Consider the following 19208-nt stretch of genomic DNA (forward strand, 5'->3'; position numbering starts at 1 on the left):
CCCGGGCTCAGAGGTACTGGCCGGTGTTGGCGACCGTGTCGATCGACCGGCCCGGCTCCGTGCCCTGCTTGCCCGTGATGAGCGTGCGGATGAAGACGATGCGCTCGCCCTTCTTGCCCGAGATCCGCGCCCAGTCGTCGGGGTTGGTCGTGTTGGGCAGGTCCTCGTTCTCCTTGAACTCGTCCACGCACGCCTGGAGCATGTGCTGGACCCGGAGACCACGCTGGGCGGGGTTGAGGTCGCTCTCGAGGAAGTCCTTGATGGCCATCTTCTTCGCCCGGTCGACGATGTTCTGGATCATCGCGCCCGAGTTGAAGTCCTTGAAGTAGAGGACCTCCTTGTCGCCGTTGGCGTAGGTGACCTCGAGGAACCGGTTCTCCTCGGACTCGGTGTACATCCGCTCGACCGTCGCGCGGATCATCGCGTTGACGGTAGCGGTGCGGTCCTGCCCGAACTCGGCGAGGTCCTCGGCGTGCAGCGGCAGCGTCGGCGTGAGGTACTTCGAGAAGATGTCGCGCGCCGACTCCGCGTCGGGGCGTTCGATCTTGATCTTCACGTCGAGTCGCCCGGGGCGCAGGATCGCGGGGTCGATCATGTCCTCGCGGTTGGAGGCGCCGATCACCAGGACGTTCTCGAGGGCCTCGACGCCGTCGATCTCGCTGAGCAGCTGGGGCACGATCGTGTTCTCCACGTCGGAGGACACCCCCGAGCCGCGGGTGCGGAAGAGCGAGTCCATCTCGTCGAAGAAGACGATGACCGGGGTGCCGAGCGAGGCCTTCTCGCGCGCCCGCTGGAACACCAGGCGGATGTGGCGCTCGGTCTCGCCGACGTACTTGTTCAACAGCTCGGGGCCCTTGATGTTGAGGAAGTAGGACTTCCCCGACGCCCCGGTGCGCTCGGCGACCTTCTTGGCCAGCGAGTTGGCGACGGCCTTGGCGATGAGCGTCTTGCCGCAGCCGGGCGGGCCGTAGAGCAGCACGCCCTTCGGCGGCTTCAGCTCGTGGTCCTTGAACAGCTCGGGGTGGAGGTAGGGCAGCTCGACGGCGTCGCGGATCGCGTCGATCTGGGTGGTGAGGCCGCCGATCTGGGTGTAGTCGATGTCGGGCACCTCCTCCAGGACGAGCTCCTCGACCTCGGACTTCGGGACGACCTCGTAGACGTAGCCGGCGCGGGTGTCGAGCAGCAGGGAGTCGCCGGCCCGGATGGTGACGTCCTCGGCGCACAGCGGCTCGGCGAGGCGGACCACGCGCTCCTCGTCGGCGTTGGCGATCACGAGGGCACGCTCGCCGTCGGCGAGGATCTCCTTGAGCATGACGACCTCGCCGACCTGCTCGAAGTCAAGGGCGGCGACGACGTTGAGGGCCTCGTTGAGCATGACCTCCTGGCCGCGCACGAGGCCGTCGAGCTCGACGGCGGGGCTCACGCTCACCCGCAGCTTGCGCCCGCCGGTGAACACGTCGACGGAGTCGTCCTCGTTGCGCCCGAGGAAGGTGCCGAAGCCCGCCGGCGGCTGCGCCAGGCGGTCGACCTCCTCCTTGAGCGTGGTGATCTGGTCGCGCGCGTCGCGCAGCGTCTGGGCGAGCCGCTCGTTCTGGCTCGAGACGGCGGCCAGGGAGCGCTGGGCGTCGGCCAGCCGGGTCTCCAGGCCGCGGGACTGACCGGGCAGGTCCTCCAGGCGGCGGCGCAGGTCGGTGACCTCGGCCTCCAGGTAGCGCACCTGAGTGGCAAGTTGCTCTCGGGTCGGCTCAGACATCTCGCACCTCCTGCTCAGTGACACTACCCATGGATCCACGGGACGGAAGCGAATATCTCGCCGTGTTGATCACCTTTGGGCAACGCTCCCCGATCCCGACGCCGGCCAGGGTGGCGGCACGCGACAACCGCGGGGCCGGAACCGATGTCGTACGCCGCCACCGTCACGCGGCCGCCGTCATCCGATCGGGGACGGGACCTCGCGGCTCACAGGTCCGCGTCGGGGTGCCCGTCGGTCGCCTCGAGGGGAGGGACGTCGGCCGGGCGCGGGCCGGTGTAGTCGGGGCCGTACGCGCCGGGCGCGGGACGACGCGTCTTGCGTGGCGGCTTCTCCCCCGGCGCCATCCGGCGGGCGGTGACGAGGAACGCGGTGTGCCCGATCATCTTGTGGCCGGGCCGCACGGCGAGGCCCTCCACGTGCCAGTCGCGCACCAGGGACTCCCAGGGCTGCGGCTCGGTGAACCCGCCGTGGGCGCGCAGGGTCTCCACGACGCGTGACAGCTGCGTCGTCGTGGCGACGTAGGCGCACACGATGCCGCCCGGGACCAGTGCGTCGGCGACCACGTCGACGCAGTTCCACGGGTCGAGCATGTCGAGGATGACCCGGTCGACCTGCGTGCCGAGCCCGGGGAGGCCGTCCTTGAGGTCGCCGAGGCGCAGGTCCCACGCCGGGTGGGTCTGCCCCTCGGGGGCCGAGAAGAACTGGTGGACGTTGCGGCGTGCGACCTCGGCGAACTCCTCGCGGAGCTCGAAGGACGTCACCCGGCCCCACGGGCCCACGGCGCGCAGCAGCGAGCAGGTCAGCGCGCCGGACCCGGCGCCCGCCTCGACGACGCGGGCGCCCGGGTAGATGTCCGCAAGGGCGACGATCTGGGCGGCGTCCTTCGGGTAGACCACCGCGGCACCGCGGGGCATGGAGACGACGAACTCGTTGAGGAGCGGGCGGAACACGAGGTACTGCCCGCCGGCCGACGAGGTGACGGTGAAACCCTCGTCGCGGCCGATCATCTCGTCGTGGTCGAGGTGGCCCTTGTTGGAGAAGAACCGCTTGCCGGCGACCAGCTCGAAGTTGTGCTTGCGACCCTTCTGGTCGGTCAGCCGCACCCACTCGCCCTCGCGCAGGGGGCCGCGGTGGACGCCGGACCAGGCCTCGGCGGGGACGTCAGGAGAGGGCTCGGACATGGCGCGAACCCTAGTGGCGCGGGCGCCGATTTCCCTCAGCGGCGAGCGTTGTCACGGAAGGCCCGGTCGACGTCGGCCGTGGACAGCACGCCGTAGATGCGGCCGTCGGCCTCGACGAGGAGGTACTCCTCCGCGGGGCGACGGCTGATCGCGAGGATGAGGTCCTCCCCCGCGACGCTGGCCGGCAGCGTGAGCCCCTCCTCCATCGTGCGGGCGACCGCCGAGACCGGCACCCAGGGGCGCCGTTCGGCCGGCATCGCCGTCACCGCCGCCTCGCTGACGATGCCCACGGGAGTCCCGTCGGCCGCGACGGTCACGATGCTGCCCGCCTCGGCCTCCTGGGCCCGGCGCACCGCCTCGGCGAGGGGCACGTCCTCGGGGACGGTGAGCGTACGACGGGCGAGCGGGCGCGCGACGAGGGCCGGGAGGCGCTGCCGGAGCCGGGCGTGGGCCATCGCCGCCGTCGCGCCGGTCCAGAGGAACAGGCCGAGGATGAACACGAGGACGAGGTCGAGGATGGTCGGCGGCTCGCCGATGACCTGCTCCTGCACGAGCGGCCAGGCCAGCAGGGCCAGGGCCGTGATCCGGCCACCCCAGCCGGCCACGATGCTGCCGCGGTGCTGGTTGCCGGAGGCACCCCACACGAGCGCCTTGAGCACCCGCCCACCGTCGAGCGGCAGCCCGGGCACGAGGTTGAGGACGCCGATGAGCAGGTTGGCACCGGCGAGGAGCACCATCGCCTCGCGGAGCAGCCCCTCGGACATCGCGGACGCGGCGAGTGCGGCCACGGCGCCGACGGCGATCGAGGTGAGCGGCCCCACGACGGCGATCCAGAACTCGTGGCGCGGGCGCCGCGACTGCCCGTCGACCTCCGTCATGCCGCCGAGGAAGTGCAGCGTGATCGAGTTGACGCCGTAACCCAGGCGCTTGGCGACGATGGCGTGCGACGCCTCGTGGAGCAGGACGGAGAGGTAGAGCACGACCGCGAACGCGAAGCCGGCGACGTACTTCCAGAACCCCAGCCCGGGCTGGGCCTCCTCGATGCGGGGCCCGAACGCCAGCGCGATGAGCAGCGCGACCACGAACCACGAGGTGGTGATCAGCACGTCGATCCCGACGATCGAGCCGATGCGCAGCGTGCCGGGCGGGCGCGGGGGGCGCCGCTGGTCGCCGTCTGCAGGCGCTGGATCGGTGGGGTCGGGCACGTCTGAACACTAACGAACACCGCCCACACCGGCCGCTGTCGGTGGCCGCGCCTAGGGTGGCGGCGTCATGTCGATCCCCCACCCACCGACCGCCACCCCCGATGCGGCCGACTCGCCGGCCGATCGGATCTCCACGCCCGTGGACGGAGTCGACGTGCTGGGAGCGATCTCGCCCAGCCGGGCGGGCGACTTCCTGGCCTGCCCCCTGCTGTACCGCTTCCGCACCATCGACCGGCTGCCCGAGCCGCCGTCGCCCGACGCCGTCCGCGGGACCGTGGTGCACAAGGTGCTCGAGGACCTCTTCGACGCGCCGGCGGCGGAGCGCACGCCGGAGCGCGCCGGCGACATGCTGACGCCCACCTGGGAGCTGCTGCTGGAGGCCGACCCCGGCCTGGCCGAGATGTTCGGGGGCGAGGGGCCCGACCTCGCGGCGTGGCTCGCCTCCTGCGGCACCGTGCTGGACCGCTACTTCGACCTCGAGGACCCGCGCCGCCTCGAGCCGGCCGAGCGCGAGCTCTACGTCGAGACGCTCCTGGACTCCAAGCTCCTGCTCCGCGGGTTCGTCGACCGGGTCGACGTGGCGCCGGACGGCCGGATCAGGGTGGTGGACTACAAGACCGGCAAGGCTCCCAGCGAGGGCTACGAGGCCAGGGCGCTCTTCCAGATGAGGTTCTACGCGCTGGTCCTCTGGCGGCTGCGCGGCGTCGTGCCGTCGGTGCTCCAGCTGGTCTACCTCGGCAACGGCGAGATCCTCCGCTACGAGCCCGACGAGGACGACCTGCGCGCCACCGAGCGCAAGGTGGAGGCGGTGTGGCGGGCGATCCGCCTGGCCCAGGAGACGGGCGACTGGCGACCGAGCCCCTCGCGGCTGTGCGACTGGTGCTCCTTCCACCAGTTCTGCCCCACCAAGGGCGGCACGATCCCTCCGTTGCCCGAGCCCGCGCCGGCGGGGGCGACGGACGCGTCGACGGACGAGTCGACCGACTGACCCCTCGCGCGGCTCAGGTCCTCGGCGTCGTCGAGCCGGCGGCGTAGGCGTCGACGAGCGCGGCGAGGCCGGCGGTGTCGAGGCCCTCGAGGGTGTCGACGAACACGCGCCCCTCCCCCGCCAGGACCGGCACGTGGTGGGGCACGCACAGGACGGTGCACCCGGCGGCGACGGCCGACCTCGCCCCGGTGTTCGAGTCCTCGATGGCGACGCACGCGGCCGGGTCGTGACCGAGCTCCGCGGCCGCGGTGAGGTAGGGCTCGGGGTGCGGCTTGCCGAACTCGACGCGGTCACCGGTCACCACGGTCGCGAAGGCGTCGTCGGGGAGCCGGGCGAGGATCGGGTCGACGAACCGCTGCCACGACATGGTGACCAGGGCGCAGGGCACGCCGTTGCGGTGGAGGTCGGTGAGGAGCTCGCGGGCCCCGGGACGCCACGGCACCTCGACCTCGACCCGCGCCACGACCCCGTCGAGCAGCTCGTCGACGATCTGCTGGGGGGTGCGGTCGATGCCCATGTGGACCCGGATGTAGTCGCCGGACTCGAGGAGGGCGTTGCCCACCAGGTTCAACGCGTGCTCGTCCGACCAGGTGCCGCCGTACTTCTCCGCCATCGCGTACTCGGTGGCGATCCAGTAGGGCTCCGTGTCGACGAGCGTGCCGTCCATGTCCCAGAGCACCGCGGCAGGGGCGGTCGTGCGGTCGCGGGCGACCTCGTCGACCAGGGTCCGGTGTGACGTCACGGGCCCGACCCTATCGACCATCGGCGGCACGAGCCGACGGGGCCCACCACCCGGCACCGGGTGGTCAAGCATCGCCCGGCACCGGTAGACAAGGGGCCACTCGGGACCCTCTCGGGCACGTCGACTTCTCTGGAGAGCCATGGTCGCCCTGCACACCACGATCGCGATCGTCCTGGTCATCGGACTGATCATCAAGGCCCGCATCGACCCGGTGATCTCACTGATCCTCGGGTCCCTCTACCTCGGCCTGGCCGGCGGCGTCGGCTTCGCCGGCACCGTCGAGGCGATCACCACCGGCTTCGGCGGGATCATGGCGGAGGTCGGCCTGCTCATCGGATTCGGCGTGCTCATCGGCTCGCTGCTGCACTCGACCGGCGCGTTCCGCCGCCTGGTCGCACTCCTGGTCCAACGGGTCGGCTCGGGACGGCTGCCGTACGCCCTCACGTCGATGCTGGCCGTGGTGATGCCGTCGATCTACGTGGACGTGCAGGTGGTCCTCGCTGCGCCGGTGGCGCGCTCCGCGTCGCCGTTCATCGGCAAGGTCGGCCTCCCCGTGCTGGCGTCCGCGCTGGGCTGCGGCATCTTCGCCGGCTACGTGTTCGTCATCCCCGGCCTCGCCGCGATCTCGATCGCCGGGCTGCTCGACATCCGCCTCGGTGACTGGCTGGTCTACGGCGTCCTGATCGGCCTCGTCACGGCCCTCGTCTCCACGCTGCTGATGCGCCTGCTGTTCTCGGCCGGCGGCTTCTGGAACCCGGAGACCGACGAGGAGGTCGACGAGGCGATGGCCGAGCAGGAGGCCGCGGACCGCGCCTACCTGACGGGCGAGACGGACTCCTCGGAGGAGGCCCTCGCCCGCAGCGAGTCGGAGGCGAGCGCCGCCAAGGAGCGGCAGGGCGTGCGCCAGCTCCCGCTCGCCGTGCTGATGCTGCCGATCCTGGTGCCGCTCCTGCTGATCGCGTTCGGTGCGTTCGCCGAGCTCGGCGGGTGGTCGAACGCCTTCATCGCCTTCCTGGGCGACGCCAACATCGCGCTCTTCATCGGCCTGCTCGGCGCCTACTTCCTCTCGCGGACCTCGTCTGGCCGCGAGCACACCAGCGAGGCGATGGAGGACGGGTTCCACACGACCGGGGAGATCCTGCTGATCACGGGTGTCGGCGGCTCGCTCGGCGCCGTCATCGAGGCGACCGGGCTCGACAGCGTGCTCGGCGACCTGTTCCAGGCCGACGAGGGCGCCCCGGTCGTGCTCAGCATCCTGCTGGCGTGGTTCATCGCCGCGGTCCTGCACCTCGCCATCGGCTCGGTGTCGGTGGCAGCGATCACCGCGGCCGGCATCATCGCCCCGATCCTCGACTCCTTGACCATCTCCCCCATCGCCATCGGGCTCGCCATCGCCTCGGGCGCGATGTTCGCCCTGCAGGTCAACAGCAACTTCTTCTGGATGTTCAAGTCGCTGCTCGGGCTGTCGACCAAGGGCACGCTCAAGACGCTGACGCTGGTGACGTCGGTCGCGTCGGTGGTCTCGCTGCCGCTCGTGATGCTGACGGCCGTGGTCCTCTGAGCGGTCCGGTCAGTCCTCGGGGTCGTAGCCCAGGTTGGGCGAGAGCCACCGCTCCGCCTCGGCGAGCGTCCAGCCCTTGCGCTCGGCGTAGTCGGCGACCTGGTCGCGGGCCAGCCGGCCCACCACGAAGTACTGCGCCTGGGGGTGGGAGTAGTAGAAGCCGCTCACCGACGCACCGGGCCACATCGCCATCGACTCGGTGAGCTTGATCCCGGTGTGCTCCTCGACGTCGAGGAGCTCCCAGAGCGTCTGCTTCTCGGTGTGCTCGGGGCACGCCGGGTAGCCCGGCGCCGGCCGGATGCCGTCGTACTGCTCCTTGATGAGGCCGACGTTGTCGAGCTGCTCGTCGGGCGCGTAGCCCCACAGCTCCTTGCGCACCCGCTCGTGGAGGTGCTCGGCGAACGCCTCGGCGAGCCGGTCGCCGAGGGACTCGAGCAGGATGGCGTTGTAGTCGTCGAGGTCCTCGCGGAAGGCCGCCACGCGGTCCGCGAGCCCGTCGCCGGCGGTCACCGCGAACCCGCCCACGTGGTCACGCAGGCCGGTCTCCTTCGGGGCGACGTAGTCGGCCAGCGAGCGGTTGGGCACCCCGTCGCGGTGCTGGCCCTGCTGCCGGAGGTGGCGGAGGGTGGCGTGCACCTCGCTGCGGTCGTCGTCGAGGTAGAGCTCCACGTCGTCGCCCACCGAGCTGGCCGGGAAGAAGCCGACCACGCCGTGGGCGCGGATCCACCTCTCCTCGATCATCCGGTCGAGCATCGCCTGCGCGTCGTCGTAGAGCTTGCGGGCGGCGGGGCCGGAGCCGGGGTTGTTGAGGATGTCGGGGAAGGCCCCCTTCATCTCCCACGCGTTGAAGAACGGCTGCCAGTCGATGTAGCGCCGCAGCGTCGACAGGTCCTGGTCGCGGATCACCCGCACGTGCTGGCCGGCCTTGACGCCGGTGAACGGTGAGATCGCGTGGTCCTGCCGCAGCAGCATGTGGGGCTTGGGCGGGTGGTAGTCCGACCAGTCGACGGGGGTGGCGTTGGCGCGCGCCTGCTCCAGCGTCACCATCGGGCGGTCGTTCTTGGCCGAGTGGCGGGTGCGCAGGGAGTCGAAGTCGGCCTGCACGTCGCTCATGAGCTTCTCGCGGCCCGTGGGGCTGAGGAGGGCGGCGGCGGTCGGGACCGACCGGGACGCGTCCTTGACCCACACCACGGGGCCGTCGTACTTCTGGTCGATCTTCACGGCCGTGTGGGCGCGTGAGGTGGTGGCGCCGCCGATGAGCAGCGGGATGTCGAGGCCGAGGCGCTGCATCTCCGAGGCGAAGTTGACCATCTCGTCGAGGGACGGGGTGATCAGCCCGGACAGGCCGATGATGTGGGCGTCGTGCTCCTGCGCCGCGTCGAGGATCTTCTGGGCCGGGACCATCACGCCGAGGTCGATGACCTCGTAGTTGTTGCACTGCAGGACGACGCCGACGATGTTCTTGCCGATGTCGTGGACGTCGCCCTTGACGGTCGCCATGACGATCGTGCCGTTGGTGTCCTTCTGGGCCGCGAGGGCGGGGTCCTTGGCCTTCTCCTCCTCGATGAAGGGGATCAGGTAGGCCACGGCCTTCTTCATCACGCGGGCGCTCTTGACGACCTGCGGGAGGAACATCTTGCCCGCACCGAAGAGGTCACCGACGACGTTCATGCCGTCCATGAGCGGACCCTCGATGACCTCGATGGGCCGGCCACCGGCCGTCGCGATCTCGGCGCGGAGCGCCTCGGTGTCGTCCTCGACGTGGGCGTCGATGCCCTTGACCAGGGCGTGGGTGATGCGCTCGCGCAGCGGGAGCGAGCGCCACTCGTGCTCCGCCTCCTCGACGGCGTCGGCGGCGACGTTGTAGCGCTCGGCGATCTCGAGGAGCCGCTCGGCGGCGTCGGCCCGACGGTTGAGGACGACGTCCTCGATGCGCTCGCGCAGCTCAGCGTCGACCTCGTCGTAGACGACGAGGGCGCCGGCGTTGACGATGCCCATGTCGAGTCCCGCGCGGATGGCGTGGAAGAGGAAGACGGCGTGGATCGCCTCACGGACGGGGTTGTTGCCGCGGAAGGAGAACGAGACGTTGGAGATGCCGCCGCTGACCTTCGCCCCGGGGAGGTTCTGCTTGATCCAGCGGGTCGCCTCGATGAAGTCCTCGCCGTAGGTGGCGTGCTCCTCGATGCCGGTGGCGACGGCGAAGACGTTGGGGTCGAAGATGATGTCCTCGGGCGGGAACCCCACCTCGTCGACGAGGATGCGGTAGGCCCGCTCGCAGATGGCCTTGCGACGCTCGAGGTTGTCGGCCTGGCCGTCCTCGTCGAACGCCATCACGACGACAGCGGCGCCGTACTTGCGGCACAGCCGGGCGTGCTCGCGGAACGGCTCCTCGCCCTCCTTCATGGAGATCGAGTTCACGATCGGCTTGCCCTGGACGCACTTGAGGCCGGCCTCGATGACCTCCCACTTGGAGGAGTCGACCATCACCGGCACCCGGCTGATGTCGGGCTCGGCGGCGATCAGCTTCAGGAAGCGGTCCATGGCCGCGACCCCGTCGATCATCCCCTCGTCCATGTTGACGTCGATGACCTGCGCGCCGGCCTCGACCTGCTGCGCGGCCACGGCCAGCGCGGCGTCGTAGTCGCCGTCCTTGATGAGCTTGCGGAAGCGCGCGGAACCGGTGATGTTGGTGCGCTCGCCGACGTTGACGAAGAGACTGTCCTCGGTGATCGTCAGCGGCTCCAGGCCGGACAGCCGCATCACCGGCTCGATCGTGACCGGCTCGCGACGCTCCTTGCCCTCGACCGCGCCGGCGATCGCGGCGATGTGGTCGGGCGTCGTGCCGCAGCACCCGCCGACGAGGTTGAGGAAGCCGGCGTCGGCGAACTCCGCGAGCACGGCGGCCGTCTGGTCGGGCGTCTCGTCGTACTCCCCGAAGGCGTTGGGCAGCCCGGCGTTGGGGTAGACGCTGACGAACGAGTCGGCCAGGCGGGAGAGCTCGGCGACGTAGGGGCGCATGTCGCGTGCACCCAGGGCGCAGTTGAGGCCGACGGCCAGGGGGCGGGCGTGGCGCACCGAGTCCCAGAACGCCTCGGTGACCTGGCCGGACAGGGTGCGCCCGGACGCGTCAGTGATCGTGCCGGAGATGATGACCGGCCAGCGCCGCTCCTGCTCCTCGAAGAGCGTCTCGACGGCGAAGATGGCCGCCTTGGCGTTGAGGGTGTCGAAGATCGTCTCGATCATCAGCAGGTCGGCGCCCCCGTCGACGAGGCCGCGGGCGGCCACGAGGTAGGCGTCGGCGAGCTGGTCGAACGACACGTTGCGCGCACCCGGGTCGTTGACGTCGGGCGAGATGGACGCCGTCCGGGTCGTGGGGCCGAGAGCGCCGGCCACCCAGCGGGGCCGGTCGTCGGTCGCCACCTCGTCGGCGGCGGCGCGGGCGAGGCGGGCGGACTCGAAGTTGAGCTCGTAGGCGAGGTCCTCGAGGCCGTAGTCGGACAGCGAGATCGCGTTGGCGTTGAACGTGTTGGTCTCGATGATGTCCGCGCCGGCCCGGAGGTACTCCTCGTGGATCGTGCGGATGATCTGCGGCTGCGTCACGGTGAGCAGGTCGTTGTTGCCGACCAGGTCGCTCGGGTGGTCGGCGAAGCGCTCGCCGCGGTAGCCGGCCTCGTCGGGCCGGTCGCGCTGGATCGCCGTGCCCATCGCGCCGTCCAGCACCATGATCCGCTCGCTCAGGATGGCCGTCAGGGCGGCGGTGGCGTCAGGGCGGTGCTGCGGCTCCACGGGTGGTGGCTCCTTCCGGGCGGCGGTAGGGCCAGCCTAGGAACATCGTCCGACACGCGGACAGGATTCCCACATGGTGGCACCCGGCGCGTCGAGCGGCGAAATCACGACGGAACGCTGGGCGTCGCGCCCTAGGCTGGGCAGGTGATCGAGTTCGACGACGTGCAGGACCTGGTGTCCCCCGTGGTGATCGCCGCCTTCGAGGGGTGGAACGACGCTGCCGACGCGGCCTCGGGGCTGGTGGACCACCTCATCGAGCAGTGGAAGGCCGAGGTGATCGGAGCGATCGACCCGGAGGAGTTCTACGACTTCCAGGTCAACCGCCCGATCATCGGGACCGACGCCAACGGCTACCGACGCCTGACCTGGCCTACCACCCGCATCGCGGTCGCGCGACCTGCCGAGCTCGACCGCGACGTCATCCTGCTGCGCGGGATCGAGCCCAACATGAAGTGGCGCCAGTTCTGCGCCGAGCTCCTCGCCGCCTGCGACGACCTCGGCGCCGAGCTCGTGGTGACCATGGGCGCGCTGCTCGCGGACACCCCGCACACCCGTCCCATCCCGGTCACCGGCACGGCGAGCGAGCCCGAGCTCGTCGACCGCCTCGTCCTCGAGCAGTCGACCTACGAGGGGCCGACCGGCATCGTCGGCGTCTTCAACGACGCGTGCACCCAGCTCGACATCCCGGCCGTCTCCTACTGGGCCGCGGTCCCCCACTACGTCGCCCAGCCGCCGTGCCCGAAGGCCACGCTCGCGCTGCTCGGCCAGCTCGAGGAGCTGCTCCAGGCCCCCATGCCCATCGGCGACCTCGCCGACGACGCCAAGGCCTGGGAGCGCGGCGTGGACGAGCTCGCCGCCGAGGACGAGGACGTCGCCGACTACGTCCGCGCGCTCGAGGAGACCCGTGACACCGCCGACCTCCCCGAGGCCTCCGGCGAGGCCATCGCCCGCGAGTTCGAGCGCTACCTCAAGCGCCGCGACACCGACTGACGCCGACACGCGGCGCGGCGGTGCCCCACCCATATCCTGGGCGTACGTCAGGTGGCTCACGCACCGCCCGCCCGCGCGTCGTACGCCGACACGCCGCGCGGCGGTGCCCCACCCACACTCCCCGGCCGCGAATTGTCGCTCAGCCACCGCTCCCCCGCGCGTCGTACGCCGACACGCCGCGTGGCGGTGCCCCACCCACATCCTGGGCGTACGTCAGGTGGCTCACGCACCGCCCGCCCGCGCGTCGTACGCCGACACGCCGCGCGGCGGTGGCCCAGCCACATCCTGGGCGTACGTCAGGTGGCTCAGCCACCGCCCGCCCGCGCGTCGTACGCCGACACGCCGCGGTGCGGTGCCCCACCCACACTCCCCGACCGCGAAATGTCGCTCAGCCACCGCCCGCCCGCGCGTCGTACGCCGACACGCCGCGTGGCGGTGGCCCAGCCACATCCTGGGCGTACGTCAGGTGGCTCAGCGACCGCCCGCCCGCGCGTCGTACGCCGACACGCCGCGTGGCGGTGCCCCAGCCACGGGGTGGTACGTCAGAGGGAGAGGCCGAGGGCGGCGTCGAGGAGCCGGTGGATCGTCGCCGCGGCCTCGGGGTCGGAGGTGTCGGCGAGGCCCGTGGTGCCGAGGGTCGCCTCCACCCACTCCTGGACGGCGGCGACGGCCGTCGGCGCGTCGAGGTCGTCGGCCAGCGCGGCGAGCACGCGCTCGACGACGGGCAGCGCCGGGGCACCCGAGCCGAGCGCGAGGGCGCGGCGCCAGGCGGCGAGGGTGTCGACGGCGTCCCAGAGCTGGTCGTCGGTCCACTCCCAGTCGCTGCGGTAGTGGTGGCGCAGCAGCACCAGGCGGATCGCCATCGGGTCCACCTCGCTCATCCGCAGCGCGGAGACGAAGACGAGGTTGCCCTTCGACTTCGACATCTTCTCGCCGTCGTAGGCGACCATCCCGGCGTGGGCGTAGGCCCGCGCGAACCGCTCGCCCGGATGGGCGACCTGGGCGTGACCGGCCGACATCTCGTGGTGCGGGAAGACGAGGTCGCTGCCCCCGCCCTGGACGTCGAACGTCGCCCCGAGGTGGTCGAGCGCGATCGCGGAGCACTCGACGTGCCAGCCCGGCCTGCCGGGGCCCCACGGGCTGTCCCACGACGGCTCGCCCGGTCGCTCGGCACGCCACAGCAGGCAGTCGAGGGGGTCCTTCTTGCCCTCGCGGTCCGGGTCGCCGCCACGCTCGGGGAAGACCTCGAGCATCCGGTCGCGGTCCCAGCCGGAGACCTCGCCGAACGCGTCGTCGGCGGTCACCGAGAAGTAGAGGTCGTCCTCGACGCGGTAGACGGCGCCGACCTCGTCGAGCCGCTGGATCAGCTCGATCACCTGAGGGATCGACTCGACCGCCCCGGTGTAGTGCGCGGGCGGCAGCACGCGCAGCGCCTCCATGTCGTCCCGGAAGAGCTGCGTCTCGCGCTGGGCGAGCTCGGCCCAGTCGACGCCGACCTTGGCGGCGCGCTCCAGCAGCGGGTCGTCGACGTCGGTCACGTTCTGGACGTAGGTCACCTCGTGGCCGGCGTTGCGCCAGGCGCGGTGGAGCAGGTCGAGGCCGACGTAGGTGGCGGCGTGGCCCATGTGGGTGGCGTCATAGGGCGTGATCCCGCAGACGTACATCCGCGCCGGGCCCTCGGGCCGGGTCTCGACGAGGGCGTCGCTCGCGGTGTCGTGCACCCGCACGACGGGGCCCGTCACGGGCAGTGAGGGAACGTCGGGCGACGACCAGGCACGCATGCGGCGCAGCCTATCCGCCGCCCGGGAGGCGACGACGCCTCGGTGCGCCGTTCAGAAGGGCGGCCAGGGGATGACGGGGTACGACGACGAGCGGGGGCCGGGGAACGTCCCCTGCGCCAGCAGTCGGGCGACCCGGCGCCTCGTGGTCTCGACCTCGTCGCCGGTGAGCAGCTCGGAGAGCACGGCGCCGAGCTCGCCGTCGAGCGCCGCCGACAGACCGCGCAGGCCGATGGTCTCCTCGACGCTGAACGCATCGCCGACGAAGCCCCACAGCACGGTGCGGAGCTTGTGCTCGACGTGGAAGGTCAGACCGTGGTCGACGCCGTGGCGGTGGCCGTCGGGCATCGGCAGCACGTGCCCGCCCTTGCGGTCGGCGTTGTTGACCACGACGTCGAACAGGGCCATCCGCCGCAGGGGCGCGCTGTCCTCGTGGACCAGCGACACCGCCTGGTCGTGGGCGTCGAGCCCGTCGAACACGTGGCGGTAGCCCGGGGGGACCTCCCCCTCGCCGACGATGTCGACGGGGGCCGCGTCCTCGACCTCGTCACGCCACAGCTGCACCATGCCCGGCCCGTGCGGCCCGTCGCCGAGGACCGTCGGCGGCACGATGTCCCAGCCGAGGGCCTCGGAGACGGCGTACGCCCCCACCTCGCGGGCCGCGAGGGTGCCGTCGGGGAAATCCCACAGCGGACGCTCCCCCGCGATCGGCTTGTAGACCACCCGGACGCCGCCGAGCTCGCCGACGAAGGTGGCGTTGGACGCCGGCAGCACGCGGCCGTGCAGGGTCAGCTCCCCCGTCGGGAAGCCGGCCGGGAGCGTGCTGTCAGGGATCACGGCGCCGGAAGCCGTTGGCACGCACGCAGAGGTGCCCGTCCGGGTCGATCGGCTCGCCGCAGAAGGGGCAGTCGGGGCGACCCGCGCCGATGACCGACAGCGAGCGCTCGACGAACGACCGCGCCGCGGCGGCGGTGATCCGGACGAGGAAGATCTCCTCCGGCTCGGGCTCCAGCAGGTCCTCGAGGTCCTCCTGCAGCTGCTCGGGGGACACGACGGCGGCCTCGGTGAAGGGGAACACCTCGATCACCACGCGCTCGGCGGCGCCGTCCCACGACAGGGTCATGGTGCCGGCGCGGAACTCCTCCTCGATCGGCTGCTCGAGGGGCTGGGTGTCGGTGAGGTCGCGGGGCGCGATCGCCGGGATCAGCACGTCGTCGCCCGCGGCGCGCATCAGCTCGTCGAGGAGCTCGTCGATCCGCTCGGCCAGGGCCTGCACCTGCTGCTTCTCGAGGGAGACGCTGACCAGCCGCGCACCCTCGCGCGCCTGCAGGAAGAACGTGCGCTGGCCGGGCTCGCCAACGGTGCCGGCGACGAAGCGCTCGGGTGGGTCGAAGCGGTGCACGACTGGCATGTCACTCACCCTAGGGCGTGCCTGTCTGGGGGCCCGCGCCTCCACCCACCTCGGCGTCGGTGCGCCGGGTGCGGGACGTGCGGCGGGCCTTCTTCGGCGGGGTCAGCCAGGCGAGGTCGCCGGCGTGGGTGTTGGTCCCGATCACGAAGGGACGCGACTCGGTGTAGCGCACGATCGACACCGACGCCGGGTCGACGTGGATGCGCTGGAACAGGTCGAGGTGCGTGCCGAGCGCGTCGGCGAGGATCGACTTGATGACGTCGCCGTGGCTGACCGCGAGCCAGACCGCGTCGTCCCCGTGCTCGGCCGCCACCCGCGCGTCGTGGCGTCGTACGGCCGCCACCGCACGGGCCTGCATGGCGCGCATCGACTCGCCTCCGGGGAAGGTGGCCGCCGACGGCTGCGCCTGCACCGTCTTCCAGAGCTTCTCCTTGGCGAGCTCCTTGAGCGGTCGCCCCTGCCACTCGCCGTAGTCGCACTCCGAGAGCTGCTTGTCGCTGCCGGCGCGCAGCGACGCGGCCTGCCGTGTGGTGATCTCGCGGCACGTCTCGCGGCAACGCTCCAACGGGCTGGTCACGGCCGCCGCGAGGCGTACGCCCGCCAGCCGCTCCCCCACCGCGACCGCCTGCCTGATGCCCGCGTCGTCGAGGTGGACGCCGGGCAGCCGGCCGGCCAGGACTCCGGTGGCGTTGGCGGACGAGCGGCCGTGTCGCACGAGGATGACGGTGGGCATTCTCCAGAGGTTAGTGGGGCTAGCCTCGGCCCTGTGATCGTCGACAACGCTCTCTACCACCAGGGCAAGCGCGTCCAGCTCGGTGGAGGCGATGACCAGAGCCTCGGCTGGGCCCGGGTGCCGTGCGACCCCGGCGACTTCCAGTGGGTCGGGATCCACGACCCCAGCCCCGACGAGCTCGAGCTGATCGCGCGCACCTTCGCCCTGCACCCGCTGGCCGTCGAGGACGCCGGCGACTCCCACCAGCGCCCCAAGCTCGAGCGCTACGGCGACACGCTGTTCCTCGTGCTCAAGACGCTCTGGTACGTCGACGAGGACGACGCGGTCGAGACCGGCGAGATCAACCTGTTCGTCGGCCAGGACTTCGTGGTGACCGTCCGGCACGGCCAGGGCATCGACCTCGCTGCGGCGCGACGCGACCTCGAGCACCGCGCCCAGGTGCTCGAGCACGGACCGATGGCCGTCCTCTACGCCATCTGCGACCGCGTCGTCGACGAGTACGAGAGGGTCGGCCAGGAGCTCGAGATCGATGTCGACGAGGTGGAGGAGTCGGTCTTCTCCGAGGCCCGCACCGACGACTCCAACCGGATCTACGTCCTCAAGCGCGAGATCGCCGAGGTGCGCCGGGCCGTCATGCCGCTGCGCGAGCCCATGCGGAAGTTCGCGATGGGCGTCGACGAGCGGATCACCGTCGAGACGGCCACCTACTTCCGCGACGTCGCCGACCACCTCCAGCGCGTCTCCGAGGTGATCGACAGCCTCGACGTGCTGCTGTCCACGGCGTTCGACGCCCACCTCGCCCGGATCTCGGTCCAGCAGAACGAGGACATGCGCAAGATCTCCGCCGGCGCCGCCCTCGTCGTGGTCCCGACGCTGGTGGCCGGGATCTACGGGATGAACTTCGACCACATGCCCGAGCTGCAGTGGCGCTTCGGCTACGCCTACGCGCTGCTGCTGATGGCCGGCATCGCGGCCGGCCTCTTCGCCTGGTTCAAGAAGTCCGGGTGGCTGTGACCCGCTCGGCCCCGATCGCCCCCACGGCCTGGCGGGTGGTCTGGTGGTTCGGCTTCGTCAGCCTGGCCGCCGACATGGTCTACGAGGGCGCCCGCTCCGTCTACGGCCCCGTCCTCGCCGCCCTCGGCGCGTCGGCGGTGGTCGTCGGCCTGGTGACCGGCGCCGGGGAGGCGGTCGCGCTGGTGGCGCGGCTGGCGTTCGGCCCGATCGCCGACCGCACCGGGCGCTACTGGTCGCTGACGATCGTCGGCTACGGCCTCACCGCCGTTTGCGTGCCGCTCATCGCGATCGCACCGAGGCTGGGTGCCGCCGGACTGGCCTTCGCCTCCACCATGATCCTGCTCGAGCGCCTCGGCAAGGCGGTCCGGTCGCCGTCGAAGTCGGCGCTGCTGGCCCACGTGGCGTCCGCCGTGGGCCGCGGCCGCGGGTTCGGGGTGCACAAGGCGCTCGACCAGGTGGGTGCCTTCGCGGGACCCCTGGTGGTGGCGGCCGTCGTCGCCGTCGCCTCGCTCTGGTGGGGCATGGCCGTGCTCGCCGTCCCCGGCGCGGTCGCCATGGTCCTGCTGCTCACCCTCCGCCGCCGCGTCCCGGACCCGAGCGTGTACGACGTCTCCCCCGCGCCCGCCGCCCTCGAGGCGCCCGTCCCGTCCCGCGGCTGGTGGGCGGAGGCCGTCGGGTCCGGCCTGTCGGCCGATTTCTTCCGCTACGCCGTCGCCGCGTCCCTCACGACGGGCGCCCTGGTCACCTTCGGCATCATCGGCTACCACCTCACCGTCGACGGGCTGCTGCCGGTCGCGGGCGTCCCGGTCGTGTACGCCGCTGCGATGGCCGTCGAGGCGGTCGCGGCGCTCGCCGTGGGCTCCGTCTACGACCACACCGGGCCGCGGGTCCTGCTCCTCGTGCCCGTGCTGGTGGCGCTGGTCCCGGCCCTTGCCCTCGGCCCGGCCCTCGTCGCCGTCCTGGGCGGCGTCGCCGCGTGGGGCGTCGCGCAGGGCGTGCAGGACTCGACGGTCAAGGCGGTGGTGGCGGACCTCGTCGACGCGCCGCGCCGCGCGACGGCGTACGGCGTCTTCGCGGGCATCCAGGGACTCTTCGCGATCGTCGGCGGGGTCACCGCCGGGTGGCTCTACGAGCGGTCAGTGCCGGCGCTCGTGGCCGTCGTGGCCGTCACGCAGCTGGTCGCGCTGGTGCTGCTGGTCGACACGTTCAGGCGGTCAGCACGCCGGTTCCGAGCAGGATGAGCGTGCCCGCACCGAGCGCGATGCGGTAGATCACGAACGGCGTGTAGGACTTCGTGCTGACGTAGCGCAGCAACCACGCGATGGCGGCGTAGCCGACGACGAACGAGACGACCGTGGCGGTGATGGTCGGTCCCCAGCCGAAGTCGTTGTGGCCGTGCGGGATCTCCTTGAGCTCGAAGAGGCCGGCGCCGACCACCGCGGGGATCGCGAGGAGGAAGGCGAAGCGGGTCGCCGCCTCGCGCTCGAAGCCGAGGAAGCGGCCCATGGAGATCGTGGCGCCCGAGCGCGAGACGCCCGGGACCAGGGCGAGCGCCTGCGCGGCGCCCATCAGCACCGCGTCCCGCAGGGTGAGCTTGCCCAGCGGGCGGTCGGTGCGACCGATGCGGTCGGCGATGCCGAGGACGATGCCCATCACGATGAGCGTGCAGCCGGTGATCCACAGGTTGCGGAAGTCGCGCTCGATGACGTCCTTCAGCAGCACCCCGAGCACCACGATCGGCAGCGAGCCGATGATGATGAACCAGCCCATCCGCGCGTCGAACGTGCCGCGGTACTCCGCCTTGAACAACGACCGCACCCACGCGCTGCCGATGCGCCAGATGTCCTTGCGGAAGTAGATCAGCACGGCGAGCTCGGTGCCGATCTGGATGACGGCCGTGAACGCGGCGCCGGGGTCCCCCCAGCCGAACAGCTCCGGGAAGATCCGCAGGTGAGCGCTGCTGGAGATCGGGAGGAACTCGGTCAGACCCTGGATGACACCGAGGACCACGGCCTTGAGGAGATCGGTCACAGGGCGTGAGCCTACGGGCGCGTCCCGTGTGGTCC

Annotated in this window: 15 protein-coding genes; 5 read left to right on the forward strand and 10 right to left on the reverse strand. The window is 71.6% G+C overall.

Annotated features, from left to right (window positions below):
• Window positions 1-7: 7 nt before the first annotated feature.
• The 3 genes from arc to NYO98_RS07175 all read right to left on the reverse strand — a co-directional run bounded on the left by arc (window position 8) and on the right by NYO98_RS07175 (window position 4139).
• Complete coding sequence (gene arc, locus NYO98_RS07165) at window positions 8-1753, reverse strand: proteasome ATPase (RefSeq protein ID WP_268110875.1); 1746 nt, start codon at window positions 1751-1753, stop codon at window positions 8-10.
• A gap of 206 nt (window positions 1754-1959) precedes the next feature.
• Window positions 1960-2934: a tRNA (adenine-N1)-methyltransferase gene (locus NYO98_RS07170; RefSeq protein WP_268110876.1), complete on the reverse strand. Its 975-nt coding sequence runs from the start codon at window positions 2932-2934 to the stop codon at window positions 1960-1962.
• Between the two features lie 35 nt (window positions 2935-2969).
• The gene (locus NYO98_RS07175; protein WP_268110877.1) at window positions 2970-4139 is read right to left on the reverse strand and encodes a site-2 protease family protein; all 1170 of its coding nucleotides are present in this window, start codon (window positions 4137-4139) and stop codon (window positions 2970-2972) included.
• Between the two features lie 67 nt (window positions 4140-4206).
• Here NYO98_RS07175 and NYO98_RS07180 point away from each other — a divergent pair, with 67 nt between their 5' ends.
• Window positions 4207-5127 carry a RecB family exonuclease gene (locus tag NYO98_RS07180; RefSeq protein WP_268110878.1) on the forward strand — a complete coding sequence of 307 codons (921 nt, stop codon included), beginning with the start codon at window positions 4207-4209 and terminating at the stop codon, window positions 5125-5127.
• 13 nt (window positions 5128-5140) lie between these two features.
• Here the strand turns inward: NYO98_RS07180 and NYO98_RS07185 are convergent, their stop codons facing one another.
• Window positions 5141-5869 (reverse strand): HAD family hydrolase, encoded by a 729-nt coding sequence (locus NYO98_RS07185; protein WP_268110880.1) that lies wholly within the window; start codon window positions 5867-5869, stop codon window positions 5141-5143.
• 139 nt (window positions 5870-6008) lie between these two features.
• On the opposite strand from NYO98_RS07185, the gene NYO98_RS07190 reads away from it, so the two are divergent.
• Window positions 6009-7430 (forward strand): GntP family permease, encoded by a 1422-nt coding sequence (locus NYO98_RS07190; protein WP_268110881.1) that lies wholly within the window; start codon window positions 6009-6011, stop codon window positions 7428-7430.
• Between the two features lie 9 nt (window positions 7431-7439).
• On the opposite strand, the gene metH is transcribed toward NYO98_RS07190, so the two are convergent.
• The gene (metH, locus tag NYO98_RS07195; protein WP_456094055.1) at window positions 7440-11153 is read right to left on the reverse strand and encodes a methionine synthase; all 3714 of its coding nucleotides are present in this window, start codon (window positions 11151-11153) and stop codon (window positions 7440-7442) included.
• Window positions 11154-11360: 207 nt separating this feature from the next.
• Here metH and NYO98_RS07200 point away from each other — a divergent pair, with 207 nt between their 5' ends.
• Window positions 11361-12206, forward strand: coding sequence for a PAC2 family protein (locus NYO98_RS07200; RefSeq protein ID WP_268110883.1), 846 nt, complete (start codon window positions 11361-11363; stop codon window positions 12204-12206).
• Window positions 12207-12748: 542 nt separating this feature from the next.
• Here NYO98_RS07200 and mshC read toward each other — a convergent pair.
• Genes mshC through NYO98_RS07220 form a run of 4 tightly spaced genes read right to left on the reverse strand, consistent with a single transcriptional unit; the run spans window position 12749 to window position 16128 of the window.
• Window positions 12749-13987 (reverse strand): cysteine--1-D-myo-inosityl 2-amino-2-deoxy-alpha-D-glucopyranoside ligase, encoded by a 1239-nt coding sequence (gene mshC, locus NYO98_RS07205; protein WP_268110884.1) that lies wholly within the window; start codon window positions 13985-13987, stop codon window positions 12749-12751.
• Window positions 13988-14038: 51 nt separating this feature from the next.
• Window positions 14039-14821 carry an SCO1664 family protein gene (locus NYO98_RS07210; protein WP_268110885.1) on the reverse strand — a complete coding sequence of 261 codons (783 nt, stop codon included), beginning with the start codon at window positions 14819-14821 and terminating at the stop codon, window positions 14039-14041.
• Window positions 14811-15395 carry a DUF3090 domain-containing protein gene (locus tag NYO98_RS07215; protein WP_268110886.1) on the reverse strand — a complete coding sequence of 195 codons (585 nt, stop codon included), beginning with the start codon at window positions 15393-15395 and terminating at the stop codon, window positions 14811-14813. The genes NYO98_RS07210 and NYO98_RS07215 overlap by 11 nt, the downstream gene beginning before the upstream one ends.
• A 10-nt stretch (window positions 15396-15405) precedes the next feature.
• Window positions 15406-16128, reverse strand: a complete 723-nt coding sequence (locus NYO98_RS07220) for a histidine phosphatase family protein (protein ID WP_268110887.1) — start codon at window positions 16126-16128, stop codon at window positions 15406-15408.
• Window positions 16129-16161: 33 nt separating this feature from the next.
• Here NYO98_RS07220 and corA point away from each other — a divergent pair, with 33 nt between their 5' ends.
• Complete coding sequence (gene corA / locus NYO98_RS07225) at window positions 16162-17142, forward strand: magnesium/cobalt transporter CorA (RefSeq protein ID WP_268110888.1); 981 nt, start codon at window positions 16162-16164, stop codon at window positions 17140-17142.
• On the forward strand, window positions 17133-18383 hold the full coding sequence (locus NYO98_RS07230; RefSeq protein ID WP_268110889.1) for an MFS transporter: 1251 nt from the start codon (window positions 17133-17135) through the stop codon (window positions 18381-18383). Before corA ends, NYO98_RS07230 begins: the two co-directional genes overlap by 10 nt.
• Here NYO98_RS07230 and NYO98_RS07235 read toward each other — a convergent pair.
• Window positions 18349-19173 carry an undecaprenyl-diphosphate phosphatase gene (locus NYO98_RS07235; protein ID WP_268110890.1) on the reverse strand — a complete coding sequence of 275 codons (825 nt, stop codon included), beginning with the start codon at window positions 19171-19173 and terminating at the stop codon, window positions 18349-18351. The genes NYO98_RS07230 and NYO98_RS07235 overlap by 35 nt on opposite strands.
• Window positions 19174-19208: the final 35 nt, after the last annotated feature.

The organism is Nocardioides pini, from assembly GCF_026712185.1.
GTDB classification, from domain to species: domain Bacteria; phylum Actinomycetota; class Actinomycetes; order Propionibacteriales; family Nocardioidaceae; genus Nocardioides; species Nocardioides pini.